Consider the following 21,987-nt stretch of genomic DNA (forward strand, 5'->3'; position numbering starts at 1 on the left):
CGTCCGTCTCCGAGGAACATCTCCACGCTCGTGAGGTCCACGAGGACGTGGAGGGTGAGCCGTCCTGCCGAGGGACCGATCGGGGACTGGTTCCGCCTCCGGTGGTGTTGATCTGCCGCTCCCCGTTCAGGGAAAGAGGCTCCGGGTACCGTCAAAAATATCGGCCATGGTCCATGCGTCGAGGGACAGCACCGTTGCCGTGCCTTCGGCAGCCAGGCTGACGTTTTTCCCGCCGAGGGTGGGGTAGATGCGGGCGGTGAGCGCTATACCGTTCGCAAAAATTTCGACGGCGGACCGGTCCAGGATGACGCGCAGGTGCACCCGTCCCCCGGGCATGGGGACGGGCCCTGACTTGTCCTCCACATCAACGGTTGGATCAAGGCTGCTCTGGGTGCGGTCCAGGCGGAGCGTGCCATTGTTGCCGCCGTCATCCGCCCTTCGCAGCTCGATGACCGTTTCCTCGGCGGGTCCGTCCGAGGTGCTCCCGCCATTAGAGCCCAGGACACCGAGCCGCAGCAGGGCGCCCGGTGCCAGCTCGAGGTCCAGCTCGAGGTCGAGTTGCTGGCCTGACACGCCGGTTTCCAGGGGCACCGGGGCGCCGCCCAACACAAGCCCGGACAAACCTGCGTGCTCACGGCGCAGCTTTTTGATTTCCGGTACGGGTGCGAAGCGGAGGGTACCGTCCTCCGACGCCGTGACGGTTCGCGGCAGGCTCATCACCCCTGACCAGCCGGCCTCCACCATCGCAGCATCGCTTCGGCCCTCCTGCATCCAGCCGAACATGACGCGCCGGCCGGACTCGTCCTCGAATGATTGCGGGGCGTAGAAGAAGCGGCCTCCGTAGTCGAGCCGGTGCAGGGCCACGGGCTCGAAGCTGTCCCCGGCGTATCGGCCGGTCCAGTACAGCGGGTGGTGGGTGTCGCCGTCGTTCCAGGCGGAGAAGACCAGCACATCCGGTGAGGCGTTAGAAGGTGCAGACCCCAGCGAACCGTGGCCCGCCCGGAAAAGGTCCACGCATTCCCACATGGTCCCCGTCCAGTCAGTGTCCGCAGGGTCGCCCTGCGAGGCATCGCCGATGAACAGCGGCCCGATGTAGTCCCATCGCCGCAGGTCCGCTGACTCGTACAGGAACGCCGTACCGCCGCGCTGGCGGATGCCCGAACCCACCAACTGCCGCCACTTCGTTCCTTCACGCCAGACGCAGTGATCACGGTACGCCGTGACGTCTACACCAGCCGGCGGCGCTGCGATCACGGGATTGGCGGGGTCCTTGGTCCAGTTCAGAAGGTCCGGCGATCCTACGGCGATACAGGGCAGCTCCCTGTCCTCGAAGCGCCCCGAATACACCAAGGTAGGCGTGCCGCCGTCGTTCACCAGGACCCCCGACCAGCAGCCGTCGGCGTCCGGTCCTGCAGACGGTTCCAAGGCAACGGGCTGATCCGTCCAGGTCACGAGGTCCGTGCTGGTGGCGTGGCCCCACTGGATGCGGTGGTGGAAGGCGCCCTCCGGGTTGTACTGGTAAAAGAGGTGGTACGTGCCGTTCCATTGGCTGACGCCGTTGGGATCGTTGAGCCAACCGGCCGGTGAGACGAAATGGAACCGTGGCCGGAGCGCGTCGGCTTCGGCCCGTGCAACCAATTCGTCCTGTGGCACGGTTGCGAGCGGGTGGGTCAGTTCAGTCATGCGGAAGCCTCTTCTTGAGCGTTCGACGCCGGGCGGCTGGGTTGGGTTGGGTCGCCCGCCAGGGCGTGGCCGGCGGCGCCGGCCCACGGCCGGTAGAGGTGGCAGCGCACCCAGTGCCGGTTTTCGGGGTCTCCCACCTGGTGGCGCACGGGTTCATCGGCCGAACAGGCCTGGTTCGCGTCGCCGTCGAAAGCGCACGTGGTCGAAGCCATGACGGCCTGCCGCAGTTCGGCCCGGCGGACGGGATCGTACGAGCCTGCCCGTGCGGGGTCCGGGACAGCGGAAACCAGGAGTTGCGTGTAGGGGTGTGCCGGACGGGACAGCAGGTCCAGGGACTCGCCTTCCTCGACGAGTTCACCGGCGAACATGACTGCCGTGCGGTCCGCCAGGTAGCGTGCGGACGCGAGGTCGTGGGTGATGTAGAGCATGGAGATGCCCTGCTCGTCCCGGAGCTTGCGCATCAGGTTCAGCACACCGATCCGGACCGAAACATCAAGCATGGAGGTGGGCTCGTCGGCCGGATAACCTGTGGTTCAACGGCGAGGGCCCGCGCAATTGCAACGCGCTGGCGCTGGCCGCCGGAGAGCTCGTGCGGATACGAGTTCAGCATGTCAGCCTGGAGGCCAACAGTGGTCATGAGCTCTTCGAGCCGCTGCACGGTCTCCTCCGCAGAACCGCCGCCCTTTCCGTGGATCGCCAGCGAACGCCGCAGGAAATGCTCGATCCTGTGGGCCGGGTTCAGTGAACCGAAGGGGTCCTGGAAGACCATCTGCAGCTGGGACCGGAACGCACGCGACGCCTGGAACCGATCGCGCTTGAGGATGTCGACGCCGTCGATCCGGATCGCGCCGCAGGTCGGCTTCTCGAGCCGGGCAACGCAGCGGGCCAAGGTGCTTTTGCCGGAACCGGACTCTCCCACGAGCGCGACAATTTCGCCGCGGTTGATTGTCAGGTCCACACCGTGCAGGGCGCGGACCGACTCCCGGGAGAACAGCCCTCCAATGGGGAACGACTTGCCCAGGCCACGAATTTCAAGGGCCGGAGTGCGTGTGGCGGACGCAGCCACCGTGGATGTCAGGGAATGGCTCATCGTGCGGCTCCTGCCAGGTCTTCGGAATCAATCACTGCAGCGTCGGCACCCAGCGGAGCCACGAAGTGGCCCGGTGCCGCCTCGGTGAGGTCCGGGATGTTCCGGAACTTCACGCCGTCGGGCAGTCCCGTCAGCGGAACCCGCGGGCCGGTGAGCGGCGGGAACGCGCCCATCAGCGCCTGGGTATAGGGGTGGCGGGGGTTGGTGTAGACGTCTTGGGCCCTGGCGGTCTCCACGATCCGGCCGCCGTACATGACAGCCATGCGGTGCGAGAGTTCCACCATGAGTGACATGTCGTGGGTGATAAAGAGGACAGAGAAGCCGAGCTCGCGCTGGAGGTCTTTGATCTGGGCCATGATCTCCTGCTGCACCACCACGTCCAGCGCGGTGGTGGGTTCGTCCAGGATCAGGAGGGATGGCTTGAGCGCCACGGCCATCGCTATCACGGCCCGCTGCCGCATGCCGCCGGAGAGCTGGTGCGGGTAGGACTTGAGGCGTGCGGGGTCTATCCTCACCAGTTCCAGCAGTTCACCGGCCCGCCGGAGGGACTCCTTGCGGGAGTAGCCGGCGTGGGTGGTGAAGATGTCCACGATCTGTTCGCCGATGGTCAGCACGGGGTTGAGTGAGTTCATGGCTGACTGGAACACCATGGCCACGTCCTGCCAGCGGAAGCGCCGCAGCTCCTCCGGGCTCATGGCCAGGACGTCCTTGCCGCCAAAGGAAATGCTGCCGCCTGCGATCTTCGCGGGATCCTTGAGCAGCCGCATGATCGAGTTGGCAATGGTCGATTTTCCGCAGCCGGATTCCCCTGCGAGACCGAACACCTCACCGGTGCCGATGCTGAACGACACGCGGTCGACGGCGGTGGTGGAGCGGGTGTCGCCGATGTACTTGACGGTGAGGTCCTTGACGTCCAGCAGCGGGACACTGTCTTCATCCAGGCGATCCCGTTCATAGCCAACGCCTTCTCGATCTTCCTCTTCTACACGTTCTTCATGGACGTCCCAGGCGAGATCGAAGAGGCCGCGAGGCTGGACGGGGCCGGGCCGTTCAGGACGTTCTTCCAAGTCATCGTCCCCATCACCAAGCCGGCATTCGCCACAGTGGCCATCCTGACCTTCCTGGCTCAGTGGGGATCCTACCTTTGGCCCGTCCTGATGGTCTCAGACCCGACCGTCCGCCCGCTGCCGCTGGCGATCAGCATCTTCCAGAACCAGCAGCCTCCCGAATGGGGACAGGTGCTTGCCTTCGGCACGATGTTCATCGTCCCGGTCCTGGCGGTCTTCCTGGTCTTCCAGCGCTGGTTCGTCGCCAGTATCAGCAGCTCCGCCATCAAGGGCTGACGCTCCGCCTCGACCCAACCGGCCCACCTCAACGAAAAGACAGGTGCATTACTTTGGCTTTCAGCCTCAGAGACTCATGGGTGTGGGACTTCTGGATCGCCGACGACGGCGACACGTTCCACATGTACTACCTCCACGCCCCCAAGAGCCTGGGAGACCCGGCCCTGCGGCACCGCAATGCCCGGATCGGGCACGCCACCTCACAGGACCTGATCACGTGGGAACCCCACGGCGTGGTCCTGCAGCCAGATGATCCGGAGGCGTTCGACGCAACCTCCACCTGGACGGGCAGCGTGGTCCAGGGCCCGGACGGGATATGGCGGATGTTCTACACCGGCGCGCGCTTTTATGACACCCACAACATCGAGGCCATCGGTGTTGCAACGTCCCCGGACCTTTACACCTGGACCAAGCAACCCGCCGTCGTGCTGAAACCTGACCGCCGCTGGTACGAACGCTACGGTGACAGCAGCTGGCCGGAAGAAGCATGGCGGGACCCCTGGGTCTTCGCCGACCCGGACGGCGATGGCTGGCACATGCTCATCACCGCCCGCGCGAATGAGGGTGAGGACGATGACCGCGGCGTCGTCGGCCACGCAGTATCACCGGACCTCTCGTCCTGGGAAGTCAGGCCACCCCTCAGCCGGCCGGGCTCCGGATTCGGGCACCTTGAGGTCCCCCAGACCGTCGAGATGGACGGCAGGACCCTCCTGATGTTCTCGTGCGGCGTAGATACGCTTTCCGCCGGAAAAGCCGCAAGGTTCGACGGCGGCGGCATCTGGAGCCTCGAAACCCGCCATCTCAGTGGTCCCTTCGACGTCGCATCCGCTGCGGTAGTCACCACGGCACCGCTCTATAGCGGAAGACTCGTCCAGGACAGGTCCGGCCAATGGCTCATGATGGCCTGCCATGACGCCAACAGCGATGGCACCTTCGACGGCGTGGTGTCCGACCCCGTGCCGGTCCACTGGGATCCCGCACGCGGAAGCCTGACCGCCGCCCCATCACCCAAGGACTTGTGAGGACCTCCATGCCCAGCCAGAACCCGGGTGCGATCCTGCACCTGACAGCAGGTGGAGTGTCGGTGGTACTCGACGCCACGAACGGGCAATTACCGGCAATTCTGCACTGGGGAGGGCAACTGCCCGTGCTGACTGCCGAAGAAGCAAGAACAATGGTGGGAGCCTGTACTCCCGTCACGGGTTCCAGCACCATCGGCGTGCCACCCCGGCCTGGCCTCATGCCCGGACAGGACTCAGGCTGGTTGGGGCGTCCAGGACTGCGTGGCTCCTTCGACGGCATTGGGTGGTCGCCGAAATTCCGGGTCCACACTGTGCACCTCAATGGCGTACCAGTGACCGGGTTCGCATCGGCCGGAGCAGGTCGGGTGCTGGTCAGCGCAACCGACGACGCACAGCGGCTGCGCCTTGACCTGACCTTGGACCTGCTTCCCGGCGGGCTGATGCGCAGCCGGGCGAAGCTGACCAACCTGCACGAAAAGACGTACGCGCTCGACGATGTCTCCCTGGCCTTCCCGATTCCTGCTGAAGCAACGGAATTGCTCGATTTCGCGGGAAGCCACAACTTTGAACGGGTTCCGCAGCGCGGAACCCTGCGCACAGGGACGCACCTCCGTGAGAACCGAAAGGGCCGGACCGGCTCGGACAGCGCCTTCATACTGCACGCCGGAACTCCTGGATTCGGCTTCGGCAACGGTGAAGTCTGGGCCGTCCACACGGCATGGAGCGGAAACCACCACCATTTCGCCGAACGCTTCTTCGGCGACCAGCTGCTCGGCGGCGGCGAACTGCTTCTTCCCGGCGAAGTCCGGCTGGGCCCCGGTGACACCTATCGGAGCCCCTGGGTTTACGCCTCGTACGGGACAGGCCTTGACGCCGTTGCCAGCCGTTTCCATGCCCATGTGCGGAGCCGCACTTCTCCGGTATCCGCAGATCGCCCCGTGACCCTGAACGTGTGGGAAGCCGTCTACTTCGACCACGACGAACAAAAACTCATGGACCTGGCAGAACGTGCCGCTGCCGCCGGCGTTGAGCGCTACGTGCTCGACGACGGCTGGTTCGGTTCGCGCCGCGACGACACCTCAGGATTGGGGGACTGGGTTGTCTCTCCGGATGTATGGCCTGCCGGGCTGCACCCGCTGGTGGACCGCGTCCACGACCTCGGGATGCAGTTCGGGCTATGGTTCGAACCCGAGATGGTCAACCCGGACAGCGATGTGGCCCGCGCCCATCCGGAGTGGATCATGGCGGCCCGTTCCGACTGGCCTGTTGAATCGCGCAGCCAGCAGGTCCTGAACCTTGGCATCCCCGAGGCCTACGAGCACGTCAAGAAGCAAATCCTCGCCCTCCTGGCCGAGTACAAGCTGGACTACATCAAATGGGACCACAACCGGGACCTCATTGAGGCGGGAAACCAGCTGGAGGGCGGGCGTCCCGGTGTCCACCGGCAGACGCTGGCGTTCTACGCGCTGCTTGAGGAGATCCGTTCGGAACATCCCGGACTGGAGATTGAGTCATGCTCTTCAGGCGGAGCCCGCGTAGACCTCGGCGTTCTGGAGCACACAGACCGGGTTTGGGTGTCGGACAACATCGACCCCCACGACCGGCAAACAATGCTCCGCTGGACCACGCAGCTGCTTCCACCCGAATACCTGGGATCACACATCGCATCAGGCCGTTCCCACACCACCGGCCGCCAACACGACCTGTCGTTCCGCGCGGGTACCGCCGTCTTCGGATACCTCGGTGTCGAATGGGACCTTGCCACCGCCACCGAGAAGGAACTCGACAGCCTGCGCCGGTGGATCTCCTTCTACAAACAGGAACGCGGGCTGCTGCTCAGCGGGGACGTGATCCGCATGGACGGTCCCGATGCCCAAGTACTCGTACACGGCGTCGTCAGCCCGGATCGCTCCGAAGCGATCTTCGCGCAAGCGGCACTGGACAGCCTTTACCCGGACCCGACCGGGCGCCTCCGCTTGCGAGGATTCGACCCCGAGGTGCGATACCACGTGGCGCCGGTCTTCACCGGATCCACACCATCCGGACTGGTCCCGCCGAAATGGTGGGGCCAGCCGAAGGCCTCCGAAATACACATTGAACGGACGTCGCTGCGGGCAGCCGTTCGGACGACATAAGCTTCCCGGGGGCCGTGTTCGCTGGCGGTCTGCTGGAAAAGGTTGGTGTCGCGTCGCCCAGACTTCGCCCCGACCAGGTGGTTCTGTACCGGCTGATCAAACTCCCCTAAGCCAGCCGTACATTAAAATTCGACGGCGGCACTCACCTGAGTGCCGCCGTCGAAGCGGCTTTCTGGGGGGACCAAAGAACTCGGCGTGTGGCTGGCACCACGGACCCGCCTCCCGGCCGCAGGCGGCAGTCGAAGCTAGCGTGGAACAGCCCGCTGCAACAGAAGGACCGTTCACATCATCCGCTCCGCCGCCCAGACCCTGACCCTGGCAGCCTCCCTCCTGCTGGCCGGCTCCCTCGCCAGTTGTGACGCTGCAGCCAGCGCCCTTGAGGTTCTTGAATCCGCTCAAGGCAGCGCAGCCGAGGCCCCGGCCGCTGCCGACCCGTCCCTTGCCGTTGATGTTGCCCAGGCCCTTGAGCTGCTGCAGGGCATCCCGGTGAAGGGCCGCGCCCCTAAGACGGGCTATAGCCGGGACGAGTTCGGACCAGCCTGGGCTGACGTCGACCGCAACGGCTGCGACACCCGCAATGACATCCTCGCCCGGGACCTGACCGGCGAAACGTTCAAGGCCGGCACCAACAACTGCGTTGTCACCGCCGGTACCCTGGCCGATAAGTACACCGGCGCGACCATCAATTTCACCCGCGGTCAGGACACCAGCTCCGACGTGCAGATCGATCACATCGTGCCACTCAGCGACGCCTGGCAGAAGGGCGCGCAGCAACTCAGCGCCAACCAGCGCAAAGAACTCGCCAACGACCCGCTGAACCTCATGGCTGCAGACGGGCCAACCAACAGCGCCAAGGGCGACAGGGACGCCGCCACGTGGCTGCCTCCGAACAAGGCCTTCCGATGCGAATACGTGGCACGCCAAACGGCCGTCAAGGCCACGTACAAACTCTGGGTCACACAAGCCGAACACGACGCGGTCGCCAGCATTCTTGAAGGCTGCCGGTAGATCCACCCCGGCTTCCCGGCATTAGGGCAACCGGCTACAACTGCACGTCCTCCAACGTACGGAGCTCACGGGCGGGAGTTGGTGTGGCCAGCGCTTCCTGGGCCCGGGGGAGGGGTTCGAATTCGTCGTTCATCGGGTCCCAGCCGAAGAGGTGGCCGAAGTCCAGTCCGGTGAGTTCACTGATCCTGCGGATGGGTACCTGGAAGGTGACCGGTGTGAAGGCCTCCCTGAGAATGCCCTCCACCAGTTCATGCTGGCTGATCATGTACGCGCTGGCGGAATGGCTGCCGTCCGGACGCTGGAACACGAGCATCTTCCAGAACGACAGCGGGATGCGGGCGGCCTGGAACTCCGGATCATTGGCTGTGAAGACAGGGCCGGTAAACACACTGAGCCGCAGCTTTTCAGCCTTCGCCGTGTCCAGCACGTAGTCTTCCAGGCCGGCCCACAAAGACGCACCCTGGTTGAAGTTCTTGTGCTGCGGGGAGCAATTGGTGAAGTGGAACGTATCGTCGTTCGCAGCCTTTGCAGCGGCGTCGGGACCCCAGGCCGGATCCAGGCGGCGGACGAGGTGGCCGCGGTCAAAGTCGTTGCCGGCATAGAGGTCCCCGCCAATCTGCTCCGACCGGTCCAGCCGGGGGTCGAAGTACCACTTGTCGCGGTCCCGCTTGGGGGACTGGCTGAGCCGGCCATCGACGTTCACGGCTGTGTAGAGGGCCAGCCGCCTGCTGCGGTGCATGACGAGGCTGAAGTGATGGTAGTTCAGCACTGTCGGGTCCTGCCCCTGGGCCGGGCGACGGTTCTGCGCCGCCTCCGCACGCTGTTCCGCCGTGAGCACCGGCAGCGGTACAGGCACATCCAGGAAGTCGGGGTCGTAGCCCTTTCTTCCCTCGTAGTCGGGGTCTATCGCCACGGCTTCCTCGGCCAGCGCACTTCCCGTGCCGATGGCGTCCCCGCTGCCCGGACCAACGGCGTCCCCGCTGCCAGGGCCCGCGGTCCGGCCTGCGGACGAGGGGGCCGGTTCGTGTGCCGCCTGCACTGCACCGAGCCGGACCGTGATGTGCAGGGGGATGGTGAGGGACACGGCCCCCTCCGCCGTGGCGACTGGCTGCTCCACCGGTTGAGGCAGTTGGACCTCCACCGGGCCCTGCCGTTCCACCACCGGGTCCAGTTTTACCGGGTCCGGAAGTTCCACCGGGTGGGGCGGGTCGGCCGGCAGGGGAGGCGGGTTCAGTGCTTCCTCCAGCAGGGCCCGTTCTTCGTTGGTCATGCCGTCGGCGTTCGCTCCCAGCCAGGCCAGGATGCTGCTGATCCGGATTCCCTCATTGGCCACCCACTGGATCCGCAGCTCATCCTGCGTGCTGTCCCACACGGTGCCGTCCACCGTCAGGATGTCGCCTGCCGCATTGCGGGCAGGGACGCCGGAATGGTGCAGGCCCAGGACTTCCCACTGGTTGTTGAAGAGCGGTGAACCGGAGGAGCCTGGAGAGGTGTCCGTGTGGTAGTGCAGGAACTGGTCAAAGCGGTCGATGAGTTCGTTCTGCTGCAGCGCGAGCTGCTTCTCCTGGCCTTCCGGGTGCTGGATGATGTTGATGGACTCTCCCAGCAGGATCTTGCCCTGCTCCTTCGATGTGCGGTTGAAGCCGAAGCCGGCCAGCGGAACCGAGGCACCCGCCCCGTCCGGACGTGAGGCCGCTGCCACCGCCACCACGGTGACATCCAGTCCGGAGTCCGTCCGGAAGAAGGTGTCCGGCTCGAGGTCAAACTGCGATGCAGCCAGCGGAAGGCCGCTGACGCCGTTCTGGAAGTTGAATTCCAGCCTGGAAAAGCGGGCAGACTGGGCGTCTGCCAACACGTGGTTGTTCGTCAGGGCCAGGCGCGGCGAGATCATGAACCCCGTGCCGAAGGAGCGGATCTGGAACCGGTCACGGACAATGACCCTCCCCACACTGCGTGCCACCGCCGTGCCCAACTCCAGGAAAGCGATGCCCAGCAGGTTGTTCCCGCCGATGATCCGCTCCAGCACCAGCTCGTCCCGCACCTGGCCACGGGCTGCCGGCGAGGTTTCCGCCGTCGCCTTGAGCGCGTCCCTTACTACCGGCTGGCGCATGACGCGACGGCTGCGCAGTTCCACCCGTTCCGGCGCGTCCACGTTGAGGATGCTTCCCTGCGGGGTGTGTGCCTCCGCGATCTTTTCCTCCGTCCCCGCGCGTGGACCTTTGCGTGCCTGGAAGCGCGCCTGGGTGGCGGTGAGCACGTCGTCCGGTATGACCATGGGTCTGCTCCTTGGACTACTACTTCAGGCCGGCGACTGACAGCGTCGGATGGAACGCCTGGCCGCGCTAGTTTGCATTTGTTGGCGCCTGGACCAGGCCCGCCCCAACGTCCACGGGGTCCGTGCCGGCCTTGAGGGGCTTGAACGTTCCGGAAGCGATGAGTTTGGCCTGGAGGAGGACGGGGCTGAGGGGTCCCTGCGCCAGGAGCCGTTCAGCCCACAGGGCCGCCACGCCGGCCACGTGCGGGGTGGCCATGCTCGTCCCGCTGATCGTCTTGGTTCCGCCGTTGAGCCAGGCGCTGAAGACCCCGACGCCGGGACCGGCCACCGTGGCCATCGTGTTCGAGAAGGGGGCCACGGTAAGTCCGCCGCCGCCGTCGGCCAGGGCGGCCACGGACGTAATACCGAAGGCCGCGGCCGGTGGGGCCACATTGATCTCATATGCGGGGTTGCCGGTGCGTTCGCTCTCATTGCCGGCGGCTGCGACCACGATCGTCGTCTGGGCGACGGAGGCCCGCGCGTTGAGAAGGTTGGCGAGCTGTTCGAACAGCCGCACGTTGGCACGGTAGCCTTCAAGCGCTATGGAGGTGGCGGCGGGAATGGACAGGCCGTGCACCTTCACCAGCTCGTCCACCCAGCCCGGGAAGTCGATGCCCAGCGACATGGAGATGACGTGGGCGCCGTTGTCGGCGGCCCAGAGCATGGCGGAGGCCAGGATGTCGCTGCTGCCGCCGTTGGGGCCTCCGAGAACTTTGCCGATCACCGCTTTCTGGACGCCCGTTGCGACGCCGATCCTCTGCCCTGAGATGTCGCGGCCAAAGATCGTGCCGGCGCAGTGGGTGCCATGGCCGTTGTCGTCTTCGGCGCTGCCGGCGCCGGTGAAGTCTTTTGTGACCAGGTTGACGCCGGCGAAGGCCGGGTGGTTGGCGGCGATGCCGGTGTCCAGGACCGCGACCGTCACCCCGGCACCGGAGAACGGCGAGGTGTGTGCGCCCACGGCCTTGACGCCCCACGTTGCCGCCGCGGACGGTGCAGTATCGGCGTCGAAGGGTTCGATGAGTTTCATGGGCATGGCGGGAGCGAAGCCGAGGACCGTGGGGTCGTTCCGCAGGGCGTTGAGGGTTGAGCCGGAGGGGTTCTCGTCACTTTCCACCGTCATGCTGACAGCGCGTTCGGCGATGTTCTGGGCGGTGCTTTCGAGCCCCGGGGACGCCCCCGGGCCATCGAACGGGTCACGGGTGGCGCCGAGGGAAGGCGCGCGCAGAATCATGATTTTCTGGTTTAACCGGTTGGACATCCTGGGCTCCTTGGCCTCTACACGGAACGGTCTGCGCCAGTGGCGCAGCTGCGGCAGTGAACGTATCAGCGGCGTGGTGGTCCCACACGTCGCCAGTTCTACGCCCGGAAGCGTTACATCAGCGTTACTGCGTGCACGGCATGGACAGAAAATCGTCCACCCCGCGCTATCGTTTTCCGTAATGCGCGGGCCGGGCGGCGCGCCAGGCATTGGGCACTGCAACGGCTCCACAACCTGCATCGTGAAGGGACTCTGGTGGGCGTACTGACGGAAGGCAAGCTGGAGTGCCTGTCCACGGGCTCGGTGTGGGCGGAGGGGCCCGTGTGGGTTCCGTCCTCGCAGACCGTGCGGTGGAGCGATATTCCCAACAACCGCATCCTTGAGTTCGAGGCGGCCACGGGTACCACCCGTGAATACGCCACCGGAGCCGGGTTCACCAACGGCCGGACCCTCGACGCCGACGGCAGCGTTGTGCAGTGCAGCCACGGGAGCCGCCGCGTCGAGCGGGACGTCGGGGGGACAGTGACAGTACTGGTTGACTCCTTCCAGGGCAGGCGGCTGAACTCACCCAACGACGTCGTGGTTGCCCGCGACTCCAGCGTCTGGTTCACCGACCCGCCCTACGGGATCCTTCCGGGAACCAGGGAAGGGCACGAGGGGGAGCAGGAGTACGGGGGCTGCTACGTGTTCCGGTTCGTGCCTGGCTCCGGGTCCCTCACGGCTGTGGTGACGGACCTCGTGTATCCGAACGGGCTGGCGTTCTCGCCTGATGAGGCGGTCCTTTACGTGACGGACACGGCCGGTCCGGACCACGGAGTGCCACTGCGGATCGCCTCCTACGACGTGCGGGGCGGCGCGTGCACACGCCGTGCTCCCGCCGTCGAACTTGACGAAGACCATGCTGCCGACGGCTTGCGCGTGGACGTCCAGGGGCGGATCTGGACCTCAGCCGGGCCGGAAGTGCGTGTCTATTCACCGTCATTCGAACTCCTGGACACGGTACGCGTGCCTGAAAAAGTATCGAACGTGTGCTTCGGAGGCCCGGACGGCCAGGACCTCTACATCACCGCAACCACCAGCCTTTACCGGATCCGCACCACTACCCGGGACTCAGCTGCCCGGTCCACCAACTGACACAAAAGAGGCCAACCATGCACTACAGAACCCTGGGAAACAGCGGCACGGTCGTGTCCACCCTCGCGCTGGGAACCATGACGTTCGGGGCGGAGGCCACAGAGGAATCATCACACGCCATCTTGGACAGCTATTTCGACGCCGGCGGCAACTTCATCGACACGGCTGACGTCTACAGCACGGGAGTTTCGGAAGAGATCATCGGACGCTGGCTGGGCAGGCGTCCGGACCTCAAGGACACTGCGGTGATAGCCACCAAAGGCCGTTTCCCGATGGGGACGGGACCGAACGACGTCGGAACGTCCCGCCGGAGGTTGATCCGCGCCCTGGACGACTCGCTCCGGCGCCTCGGCGTGGAACAGATCGACCTGTACCAGCTGCACGCCTGGGACCCGATCACCCCGCTCGAGGAGACGCTGCGCTTCCTTGACGACTCGGTCAGCCGCGGAAAGATCGCCTATTACGGCTTCTCCAACTTCCTGGGGTGGCAGCTGACCAAGGCCGTCCACCTTGCCCGCGCCCACGGCTGGACTCCGGCGGTGACCCTCCAGCCCCAGTACAGCCTGCTGGTGCGGGACATTGAATCCGAAATCGTCCCTGCCGCGCTCGACGCCGGTATCGGGCTGCTGCCATGGTCACCCTTGGGAGGCGGCTGGTTGTCCGGCAAGTACAAGCGGGACCAGGCCCCCAAGGGTGCAACACGGCTCGGCGAGAACCCCGAACGCGGCATGGAGGCCTGGAAGGCACGCAACAGCAATCCCGGCACCTGGGAGGTCATCGGTGCCGTGGAAGACATTGCGGCCGCCCGCGGAGTGAGTCCTTCCCAAGTGGCGCTGGCGTGGCTCCTGGACAGGCCTGCTGTGACCTCGGTGATCCTGGGTGCCCGCACCACGGATCAGCTCGCCGACAACCTTGCCGCAGCGGGCCTGCAGCTCAGCACGGAAGAGGCCGGCCATTTAACCCGGGTCAGCCAGCCCCGGACAGGGGTCTATCCGTACGGCCCGATGGCGGACGAGCAGCGCAGCCGCAGGATCGAGGGTGGACGGTAGCACCCGGCGGACCACCTTGTAGCGCACGTGTGTCACCAACCGCGTGCCTTGAAGGTCCTGCCGGCACGGGGCTACGATTGCCGGCACCTGCCACCAAAGGAGACGGCCATGGGTGCGGCATCTGAACGGGAACCATCCCCGGTTGAGCTGATGGTTGACCTCATCATTTCGCTTGACGGCTGTGCCTCGGCGGAGGGATGGCCCGGCTGGTGGGGCCTTGAAGGGCCGGAGTACCTGGCCTGGCTCGAGCAGGAGGGCCACAAGGAGTGCACGTACCTTCTGGGTGCGAACACCTACCGGCTGATGTCCGGCATGTCGGAGGAAGCCGCGGCAGGAGGCACGGGGTTTTCCGACGAAGAAGGGGCGAGCCTTACCGGCCTTGCAGCCGTGCCCAAGGTCGTCTTTTCCTCCACGCTGCAGGGGCCGCTGCCCTGGCCGAACTCGACGCTGGTCAGCGGGGACGCCGTGGGGGCCGTGAAGGACATGAAACGGAACGGCACCGGTCGCCTGAGCACCCTCGGCAGCCTGAGCCTGTGCCGGTCGCTGCTGAACGCCGGCCTGGTAAACAGGTTCCGGCTGGTGGTCTTTCCTCTCATCACGGGCCGCACCGGCAGGGAACGGATCTTCGACGGCTATCCGGACGTTGCGCTCGAGATGGTGGACAGCCGGACCTTCGACGGGAGGCTGCAGCTGCTTGACTACATCCCCACGGTCCTGGACGGTCCGGGACAGTCTGGCGGGGGCAGCGACTGACCCGCGGAGCGCCCCGGCGGTGGATGCCCCGCCACATGAACCACGATGACGGGCCGGCACCGGGCACACTTGATGGCATGACTGATACCGATGCCGTAACCACCCAGCGCTCAACAGTGGAGGAATGGACGCGTGCCCTGGCGGAGTCCAAAGGTTCACCGGGCGGAGGTGCCGGGACCGGGGTGATGCTTGCCATTGCCGCATCACTGGCATCAATGGTTGCCGGCTACACGGAACCGCAGGAGGACCAGCGGGCAGAACTCGCCTCCCTGCATGCCCGCGCCCATGCTCTTCGGGAGGCCGCCCTTAAATTGGCCGACGACGACGCTGCCGCCTCCGAAGCGTTCGGCGCCGCCTTTCGGCTCGAAAAGGGCCCGGAACGGGATCAGGCGATCCACCGCGCCTCCGTCGATGCAGCCAAGGCATCGGCCTTCCTGGGGGAGCGGGCTGTCGCTGCCATTGACGACCTTGGCTGGCTTGCCGCCAACGGCAACCCGGCGCTCATCGCCGATGTCGTCGTCGGATTCGGCGCCCTGAGGGCGGCGGTAGCGGGGGCGCGTACGAACGTCAGCTTCGACCTTGCCACCCTCCGGTCTGCCGGGGCCACGCTGGAGCAGATCAGGGAACAGCACCCGGGCCTGTGGTCGGCCGTTGAGCAGTTGACCGCAGCCCTCGATCGCATTGACCATCTCACCGCAGCCGTGGATGACCGGGCAGCGCCCACCGACCTGGACTGACCTCCCGCACCACTGCCAGGCCGCTTGTGAAGGGTCCCGCCCGGTACCATTAAGGGATGACCAGGGCGGTCCGGGATCCACGCAGCACCTTTTCGCCGGCACGGAAAGTGCGGGGCTTGTTGCGCCGGGTACCGGTGTGGAGCTGGCGGCTCCTGATGGCGGGCGTGAGCTCCCGCGAACGGGCCAGGTTCAACATGGATCCCCGCACCGACGTCGATTACGTCCATGACATCCCCTACGCAGACGACGGGGCTGCCGGGCACCGGCTCGACGTGCTCACGCCCCGGAACACCGTGCTTCACGGGGCCAGGGCCCTTCCCGTCTACGTGTATTTCCACGGCGGAGGGTGGACCTCCGGGGACAAATCGGCCGTCACCAAGTACTGCGCCAACCAGGCGTCGGGCGGGATGGTGGTAGTCAACGTCAACTACCGCAGGCCGCCCCGCTTCCACATGGGCCATGTGCTCCATGACGCCAACGCCGCGGTAGCGTGGGTCCGCAGCAACATTGGGCGTTACGGGGGTGATCCCGAACGCGTGGTCCTGGGTGGCGACTCCGCCGGGGGACAGATCGCCGCTTTGCTCACGGCTGCCACGGTGCGGCCCGAGCTCGCAGCACACTACTCCCTCCGCGCTGCCGTGGCCGGGCATCACCTGAGGGGCCTTGTGCAGCACTGCAGCGTGGTTGATTTTTCCGTGTTCTTCAAGAGCGGCTTCATCATGAGCCTGAACTTTGTCCGCATGCTGCTGCCCCCGGCAGGCCCGGCACGGAGCCGGATCCGAAACCCCTTCACCACGCCGGAATCCATCGAACGGCTGAAGACCCAGGCCGGCTTCATGTCCCCCATCGAGTGGCTCGACGAGCGGTTCCCGCCGGTATTCGTCACTACCTCGGAACGTGACTTCCTTTACGAGGCCAATATCAATTTCATCAGCAGGCTCACATTCCACGGCGTTCCGGTGGACACCCTGATCTACCAGTGGTCCAACGCCAATACGGAACACACGTGGCAGCAGGACTACCGTTATCCGGAATCCCAGGAGGTGTACCTCCGGCTGCACGACTTCGTCCGTAAGGTCACGCAGCGCCCCGCGGCCCACGCCTCTGACGAAACGCGGGCATCGGGGCTATCTTGGGACGATGGGAGCCCAGGACCAGCCGCCGTTGGGGGTCAGCCCTGACGAGTTCGGTTCGGCCCGCGTGGACGAGGCTGCCCTCCTCGATGCAGGGCTGGGCGACGTCGACTGGGCCAGCCCGCCGCCGGGATCGCGGTCCTTGCGGATCCCGGCACCCAGCGGGCAGCTCGCGGCACGGGCCATGGGCAGCCCCCTTGACCCCTGGATCATCCTGGTTCCGGGCGCCACGGGCTCCAAAGAGGACTTTTCGCTGATGATGCCGGACCTGGCCGCGGCCGGCTACTTCGTGCTGAGCTACGACATGGCCGGCCAGTACGAATCGGCGGCGGCGGGACCCGAAAACCTGGTGCCGCCACGGCTGCACTACGACTACGGACTCTTCGTGGGCGACTTCCTTGCCGTCCTTGAAAGTGCCGGGAAACCGGCCCACGTGGTGGGCTATTCATTCGCCGCAATCGTTGTCCAGATTGCCTACTCGCAGCGGCCGGACCAGTTCCGGACGCTCACGCTCCTGAGCTGTCCGCCGGAACCCGGGCAAAGCTTCCGCAGCGTGAGCCGGATTGGCAGGTTCAGCAGCTGGGCCAACGGACGGATCGGTGCGGCCCTGCTCATCTGGGGCATCCGCCGGAGCTTCGTCCGCGTGCCCAGGAGCCGGCAGAAGTTCGTCAACTACCGGTTCCGCTTCACCCGGCGCGCTGCGGTCCGTGACATCTACGTGCTGATGAAGAACGTCCCGGACCTGCGCGGCCTCCTGGCCGCCGCGGACCTCCCGAAATTCGTGGCGGTGGGCGAACACGATCTCTGGCCCTTGCAGCTGCACCGGCTGTTCGCGCAGGCCATTGGTGCCAGGATTGCCGTTTACCGGGGCGGGCACAGTCCGTGCGAGACGTCCCCTCACCAGTTCAGCCGCGATCTTCTTGCCCTGTACGCGAAGGACAGCGGGCCTGCGTGAGCGCTATCCGCCGTCGCCTGTTCCTGCCCGCCTGCGCCGGGCCTCCCGCCCCCGCCGTGCCCGTACCCGCTTCCGGCGGCGCCGGAGCGGAGGTTCCTCCCCGAACTCCACCCGGAAGGTGGTCAGCGACATGCGGATATGGCGGCGGAAGGACGGCCAGCTGGTAAGCGGCCGGGAGGAGACGCCCATCGCCAGGGTGGGGTCATAGATGACCGTCATCTCCGGGCGGAGGTGGTACGAGATGTCAAGGTCGTCGTGGACATCGGCGTTGTCCCTCACCACGCTTCCGCCGATCTCCTGCCACACCGCCCGCCGTAGCGCGAAGTTCGACCCGTAAACGGGCGTATGGCCCAGGAGGAATCCCACCACCGAGAAGTAACCGCCCAGGAAGACATGCCTTCCGGCCCACCGGACCCAGCGGCGCCCGCCGTAGAACTCGCCGGGTCCAGTCACCAGGGACAGCGGGCCCGCGGCGCCAAGGACGGTTTCCACCCGTTCCAGCCAGTCCGGCGGGGGCCTGGAGTCCGTGTCCAGCCGGGCAATGATGTCTCCCGCCGCCGCATCGAAGCCGGCAGCCGTGGTTGCCGGAATGCCCGGCACATCGACGGGAATCCGCCGTACCCCGGCTGCGCTGCAAACGGCGGCGGTATCGTCGCTGCTGGCATTGTCCACCACGATGATCTCGTCCGCGGGCCGGGTTTGCCGGGACAGCAGGTGCAGGCACGCCCTGAGCATTGCGGCGTCATTGCGGGTGGGAATGACCACCGAGACTGTTAGCGCGTTCCCTGCGGGCTCCCTGGACACGCCATCACCTCCATGTTCCACGCGGCAACCTCTGCACCAATGCTGGGGGATGGAAGCGCGCACCGGCAGGGGCTTTTGTCACCCATAGTGCGGGGCTACGGTGGAGGGGTGACTGATCGTCCCGATATCTTCACCGCTGGTGAATTGCGTGCCTCCGGCCACGTCCTCAAGGACCTGCGCCAGGAAATCCGCGGAAACCTGCTCGCCGCGCTCGCGGGCGGCAAGGATCCGTGGCCGGGGATCTACGGCTTCGGCCGGACGGTGCTCCCCCAGCTCGAGCGTGCGCTGCTTGCCGGGCATGACGTGGTCCTGCTCGGCGAGCGGGGGCAGGGCAAGACGCGGCTCCTGCGCACCCTGGCCGGGCTCCTGGATGAATGGTCACCCATCATCGAGGGGTCCGAACTGAATGAACACCCGTTCGATCCGATTACCGAGCATTCCCGCGCCCTTGCCCTGACCAAGGGCGACCGGCTGCGGGTAGCCTGGCGCCACCGGTCGGAACGCTACGTGGAGAAACTCGCGACGCCGGACACCTCCGTTGCGGACCTCATTGGCGACGTCGACCCGATGCGGGTGGCCGAGGGGCGGCGCCTCGGGGACCCGGAAACCATCCACTACGGCCTTGTCCCGCGCTCCAACCGCGGCATCATCGCCATCAACGAACTGCCGGACCTTGCCGAACGGATCCAGGTGTCCATGCTCAACGTGATGGAGGAGCGGGACATCCAGATCCGTGGCTACGTGCTCCGCCTTCCGCTGGACGTGCTGGTGGTCGCGTCCGCCAACCCGGAGGACTACACCAACCGCGGCAGGATCATCACGCCGCTGAAGGACCGCTTCGGCGCGGAGATCAGGACGCATTACCCCATAGAGCTCGACGACGAGGTGTCCGTGATCCGGCAGGAGGGGCACCTGGTGGCCGACGTCCCGCCGGTGATCCTCGAAATCCTGGCCCGCTACACCCATGCGCTGAGGCAGTCCCCGGCGATCAACCAGACCTCCGGGGTGTCGGCGCGGTTCGCCATTGCCGGCGCCGAAACAGTGGCCGCCGCGGCCCTCCGCCGAGCCAGCATGCGCGGCGAAGCCGAGGCCGTCGCGCGGATCGTGGACCTGGACACCGCCGTTGAAGTCCTCAGCGGCAAGATCGAATTCGAATCCGGTGAGGAAGGGCGTGAACAGGCCGTCCTTGACCACCTGCTGCGCACGGCCACGGCCGAAGCCGTGCGGGCGCATTTCCAGGGCCTTGACCTGGGCCCGCTGGTGGCAGCGCTGGACGGGCACACCACCGTGACCACCGGGGAGCACGTGACAGCACGTGAATTCCTCGGGAACCTGCCGTCCTTGAACGGGTCCGGGCTCTACGACGAGATCGGCAGCCGCCTCGGCGCCGGGAACGAGGGCCAGCGGGCCGCCGCCATCGAACTGGCGCTGGAAGGGCTCTACCTGGCCCGGCGGATCTCCAAGGAGTCCGACGACGAAGAAACGGTGTACGGGTAGGGCGCCACCGTGCGTGGCCGGGCAGATGGCTGAAGCGAGGGACGGGCGGCACCATGAACATCCATAACCATTCCGCCAGGTACGGCCGGTACACGGGCGGTCCGGATCCGCTCGCGCCCCCTGTTGACCTCGCCGAGGCGCTGGACGCCGTCGCCGAGGACGTCATGGCGGGGTACTCGCCCCGCCACGCCCTGCAGGAGTTCCTCCGGCGCGGCGGGCGGAACCAAGAAGGACTGGATGACCTCGCCAGGCGTGTCCAGCAGCACCGCAATGACCTGCTGGCCCGCCACAACCTGGACGGCACCCTCAACGAGGTCAAGAAACTCCTGGACACTGCCGTCCTGGAGGAACGAAAGCAGCTGGCCCGCGATGCAATGATGGACAACACGGAGCGCGCCTTCCGGGAGCTGCAGCTGCAGAACCTGCCCGCATCCACAGCCGCGGCGGTGAACGACCTGGCCTCTTACGACTGGCAGTCCGGCGCTGCACGGGAAGCCTACGAACGGATCAAGGACCTGCTGGGCCGCGAGGCCCTGGACCAGCGGTTCGCCGGCATGAAGCAGGCGCTGGAGGGTGCCACGGAGCAGGACCGGGAAGCCGTCAGCGCCATGCTGCGCGACCTGAACACGCTGCTGGACAAACACCGGCGCGGCGAGGATACCGATGAAGACTTCCAGGAGTTCATGGCCAGCCACGGCGGCTTCTTCCCTGAAAACCCCCAGTCGGTTGAGGAGCTGATTGACGCCCTTGCCGCGCGGGCCGCTGCTGCCCAGCGGCTCCTGCAGTCCATGTCCCGGGAGCAGCGGGAGGAGCTGATGAACCTCTCGGCCCAGGCGTTCGGCTCGCCGGAACTCATGGCCCAGCTCGGCCAACTCGACGACAACCTGCGCGCCCTCCGCCCCGGCGAAGACTGGACAGGCTCGGAACGCTTCGAGGGCCAGGAAGGGCTGGGCCTCGGCGACGGCACCGGTGTGCTCCAGGACATCGCCGAACTGGACGGGCTGGCCGAACAGCTTTCCCAGTCCTACAACGGCTCCACCCTCGGCGACCTGGACCTCGATGCCCTGGCGCGCCAGGTCGGGCAGGACTCCGCCGTCACCGCCCGCACGCTGGCCGACATCGAACGGGCCATGCAGGACGGCGGGTACCTGAGGCGGGGCGCGGACGGGGACCTGCGGCTCTCACCGCAGGCCATGCGGCGGCTGGGGAAGTCCCTGCTGCGGGATACGGCCAAGCAGCTGTCAGGGCGGCAGGGGCGCCGGGATACCCGGGTTGCCGGCGCGGCCGGGGAGCAGACCGGATCCAGCCGTCAGTGGGAGTTCGGGGACGCAGAGCCCTGGGACGTCACCCGCACGCTGACCAACGCGATCAGCCGCACGGCTGCCGGCGGCGGAACCCCTGGCAGCGGCCTCCGCCTCACCCCGGCGGACATCGAAGTGAGCGAAACTGAAGCGCGGACGCAGGCCGCCGTCGTCCTCCTTGTGGATGTGTCCTTTTCGATGGCGGCCGAGGGGAGATGGGTCCCGATGAAACGCACCGCGCTGGCGCTGCACCACCTGGTCTCCACCCGTTTCCGCGGCGACAAGCTGGAACTGATCACGTTCGGCCGCCATGCCCAGGCAATGGACATCGAGGGACTCACCGCCCTCCCGCCGCTGCGGGAGCAGGGAACCAACCTGCATCACGGATTGCTGCTTGCAGGCCGTTTCTTCCGCAGGCACCCGTCCATGCAGCCTGTCCTCCTGGTGGTGACCGACGGCGAACCTACAGCCCATCTGCTGCCGGAGGGCGAGGCGTGGTTCTGCTGGCCCTCCGACCCGGAAACCATCCGAGTCACGGTCGCGGAGCTCGACCGGCTGGGCAGGGCCGGCACGCAGGCCACATTCTTCCGGCTGGGGGCCGACCCCAGCCTGGAACGGTTCGTCCAGCGCATGGTGCGCAGGGTGGGCGGCCGGGTTGTCGCTCCCGAGGCAGGGAATCTTGGCGCCGCGGTGGTGGGGGAGTACCTGCGGGCACACTTCCGGGGACAGGCCTTCGGGGACTCCGACTGGGCGTCCTAGCTGTACTGTCCC

17 protein-coding genes and 1 pseudogene are annotated in these 21,987 nt (G+C 66.5%); 12 read left to right on the plus strand and 6 right to left on the minus strand.

Going from position 1 to position 21,987, the window contains the following annotated elements; genetic code table 11:
- Nucleotides 1–126 precede the first annotated feature (126 nt).
- From AC4BCK_RS09575 to AC4BCK_RS09585, 3 genes and pseudogenes are all read right to left on the minus strand, one after another.
- Nucleotides 127–1,683 carry a glycoside hydrolase family 32 protein gene (locus AC4BCK_RS09575; protein ID WP_490566861.1) on the minus strand — a complete coding sequence of 519 codons (1,557 nt, stop codon included), beginning with the start codon at nucleotides 1,681–1,683 and terminating at the stop codon, nucleotides 127–129.
- A pseudogene (locus AC4BCK_RS09580) lies at nucleotides 1,680–2,773 on the minus strand (ATP-binding cassette domain-containing protein). Before AC4BCK_RS09580 ends, AC4BCK_RS09575 begins: the two are co-directional and overlap by 4 nt.
- Nucleotides 2,770–3,714: an ABC transporter ATP-binding protein gene (locus AC4BCK_RS09585; protein ID WP_363955936.1), complete on the minus strand. Its 945-nt coding sequence runs from the start codon at nucleotides 3,712–3,714 to the stop codon at nucleotides 2,770–2,772. Before AC4BCK_RS09585 ends, AC4BCK_RS09580 begins: the two are co-directional and overlap by 4 nt.
- 54 nt (nucleotides 3,715–3,768) lie before the next feature.
- On the opposite strand from AC4BCK_RS09585, the gene AC4BCK_RS09590 reads away from it, so the two are divergent.
- From AC4BCK_RS09590 to AC4BCK_RS09605, 4 genes are all read left to right on the plus strand, one after another.
- On the plus strand, nucleotides 3,769–4,116 hold the full coding sequence (locus AC4BCK_RS09590) for a carbohydrate ABC transporter permease (RefSeq protein WP_363955747.1): 348 nt from the start codon (nucleotides 3,769–3,771) through the stop codon (nucleotides 4,114–4,116).
- Nucleotides 4,117–4,169: 53 nt separating this feature from the next.
- A complete protein-coding gene (locus AC4BCK_RS09595) occupies nucleotides 4,170–5,138 on the plus strand; it encodes a glycoside hydrolase family protein (protein ID WP_251420187.1) in 969 nt (322 codons plus the stop codon).
- 8 nt (nucleotides 5,139–5,146) lie between these two features.
- Complete coding sequence (locus AC4BCK_RS09600) at nucleotides 5,147–7,273, plus strand: alpha-galactosidase (RefSeq protein WP_490566862.1); 2,127 nt, start codon at nucleotides 5,147–5,149, stop codon at nucleotides 7,271–7,273.
- A 330-nt stretch (nucleotides 7,274–7,603) separates the two neighbouring features.
- A complete protein-coding gene (locus tag AC4BCK_RS09605) occupies nucleotides 7,604–8,281 on the plus strand; it encodes an HNH endonuclease family protein (protein ID WP_374724844.1) in 678 nt (225 codons plus the stop codon).
- 34 nt (nucleotides 8,282–8,315) lie between these two features.
- Here the strand turns inward: AC4BCK_RS09605 and AC4BCK_RS09610 are convergent, their stop codons facing one another.
- Nucleotides 8,316–10,556: a DNA/RNA non-specific endonuclease gene (locus AC4BCK_RS09610; RefSeq protein ID WP_490566863.1), complete on the minus strand. Its 2,241-nt coding sequence runs from the start codon at nucleotides 10,554–10,556 to the stop codon at nucleotides 8,316–8,318.
- Between the two features lie 67 nt (nucleotides 10,557–10,623).
- A complete protein-coding gene (locus AC4BCK_RS09615; protein WP_490566864.1) occupies nucleotides 10,624–11,853 on the minus strand; it encodes a S8 family peptidase in 1,230 nt (409 codons plus the stop codon).
- A gap of 255 nt (nucleotides 11,854–12,108) precedes the next feature.
- Between AC4BCK_RS09615 and AC4BCK_RS09620 the strand changes: the two genes are divergently transcribed.
- The 6 genes from AC4BCK_RS09620 to AC4BCK_RS09645 all read left to right on the plus strand — a co-directional run bounded on the left by AC4BCK_RS09620 (nucleotide 12,109) and on the right by AC4BCK_RS09645 (nucleotide 17,614).
- Nucleotides 12,109–12,987, plus strand: a complete 879-nt coding sequence (locus tag AC4BCK_RS09620) for an SMP-30/gluconolactonase/LRE family protein (protein ID WP_490566865.1) — start codon at nucleotides 12,109–12,111, stop codon at nucleotides 12,985–12,987.
- A gap of 17 nt (nucleotides 12,988–13,004) precedes the next feature.
- Nucleotides 13,005–14,036, plus strand: coding sequence for an aldo/keto reductase (locus tag AC4BCK_RS09625; RefSeq protein ID WP_436055788.1), 1,032 nt, complete (start codon nucleotides 13,005–13,007; stop codon nucleotides 14,034–14,036).
- Between the two features lie 108 nt (nucleotides 14,037–14,144).
- Complete coding sequence (locus AC4BCK_RS09630) at nucleotides 14,145–14,789, plus strand: dihydrofolate reductase family protein (RefSeq protein WP_366279717.1); 645 nt, start codon at nucleotides 14,145–14,147, stop codon at nucleotides 14,787–14,789.
- Between the two features lie 77 nt (nucleotides 14,790–14,866).
- Nucleotides 14,867–15,526, plus strand: coding sequence for a cyclodeaminase/cyclohydrolase family protein (locus AC4BCK_RS09635; protein WP_366279720.1), 660 nt, complete (start codon nucleotides 14,867–14,869; stop codon nucleotides 15,524–15,526).
- A gap of 56 nt (nucleotides 15,527–15,582) precedes the next feature.
- Nucleotides 15,583–16,707 (plus strand): alpha/beta hydrolase, encoded by a 1,125-nt coding sequence (locus AC4BCK_RS09640; RefSeq protein ID WP_366279722.1) that lies wholly within the window; start codon nucleotides 15,583–15,585, stop codon nucleotides 16,705–16,707.
- The gene (locus AC4BCK_RS09645; RefSeq protein ID WP_364407976.1) at nucleotides 16,667–17,614 is read left to right on the plus strand and encodes an alpha/beta fold hydrolase; all 948 of its coding nucleotides are present in this window, start codon (nucleotides 16,667–16,669) and stop codon (nucleotides 17,612–17,614) included. Before AC4BCK_RS09640 ends, AC4BCK_RS09645 begins: the two co-directional genes overlap by 41 nt.
- A gap of 3 nt (nucleotides 17,615–17,617) precedes the next feature.
- Here AC4BCK_RS09645 and AC4BCK_RS09650 read toward each other — a convergent pair whose 3' ends face one another.
- Nucleotides 17,618–18,418 carry a glycosyltransferase family A protein gene (locus tag AC4BCK_RS09650; RefSeq protein WP_366279725.1) on the minus strand — a complete coding sequence of 267 codons (801 nt, stop codon included), beginning with the start codon at nucleotides 18,416–18,418 and terminating at the stop codon, nucleotides 17,618–17,620.
- A gap of 108 nt (nucleotides 18,419–18,526) precedes the next feature.
- On the opposite strand from AC4BCK_RS09650, the gene AC4BCK_RS09655 reads away from it, so the two are divergent.
- Entirely contained in the window at nucleotides 18,527–19,915 is a 1,389-nt protein-coding gene (locus AC4BCK_RS09655; protein ID WP_490566866.1) for a sigma 54-interacting transcriptional regulator, read from the plus strand.
- Nucleotides 19,916–19,968: 53 nt separating this feature from the next.
- The gene (locus AC4BCK_RS09660) at nucleotides 19,969–21,975 is read left to right on the plus strand and encodes a vWA domain-containing protein (RefSeq protein WP_364318125.1); all 2,007 of its coding nucleotides are present in this window, start codon (nucleotides 19,969–19,971) and stop codon (nucleotides 21,973–21,975) included.
- The last annotated feature ends 12 nt before the right edge of the window (nucleotides 21,976–21,987 follow it).

This window comes from Pseudarthrobacter sp. As-47 (genome assembly GCF_058215595.1).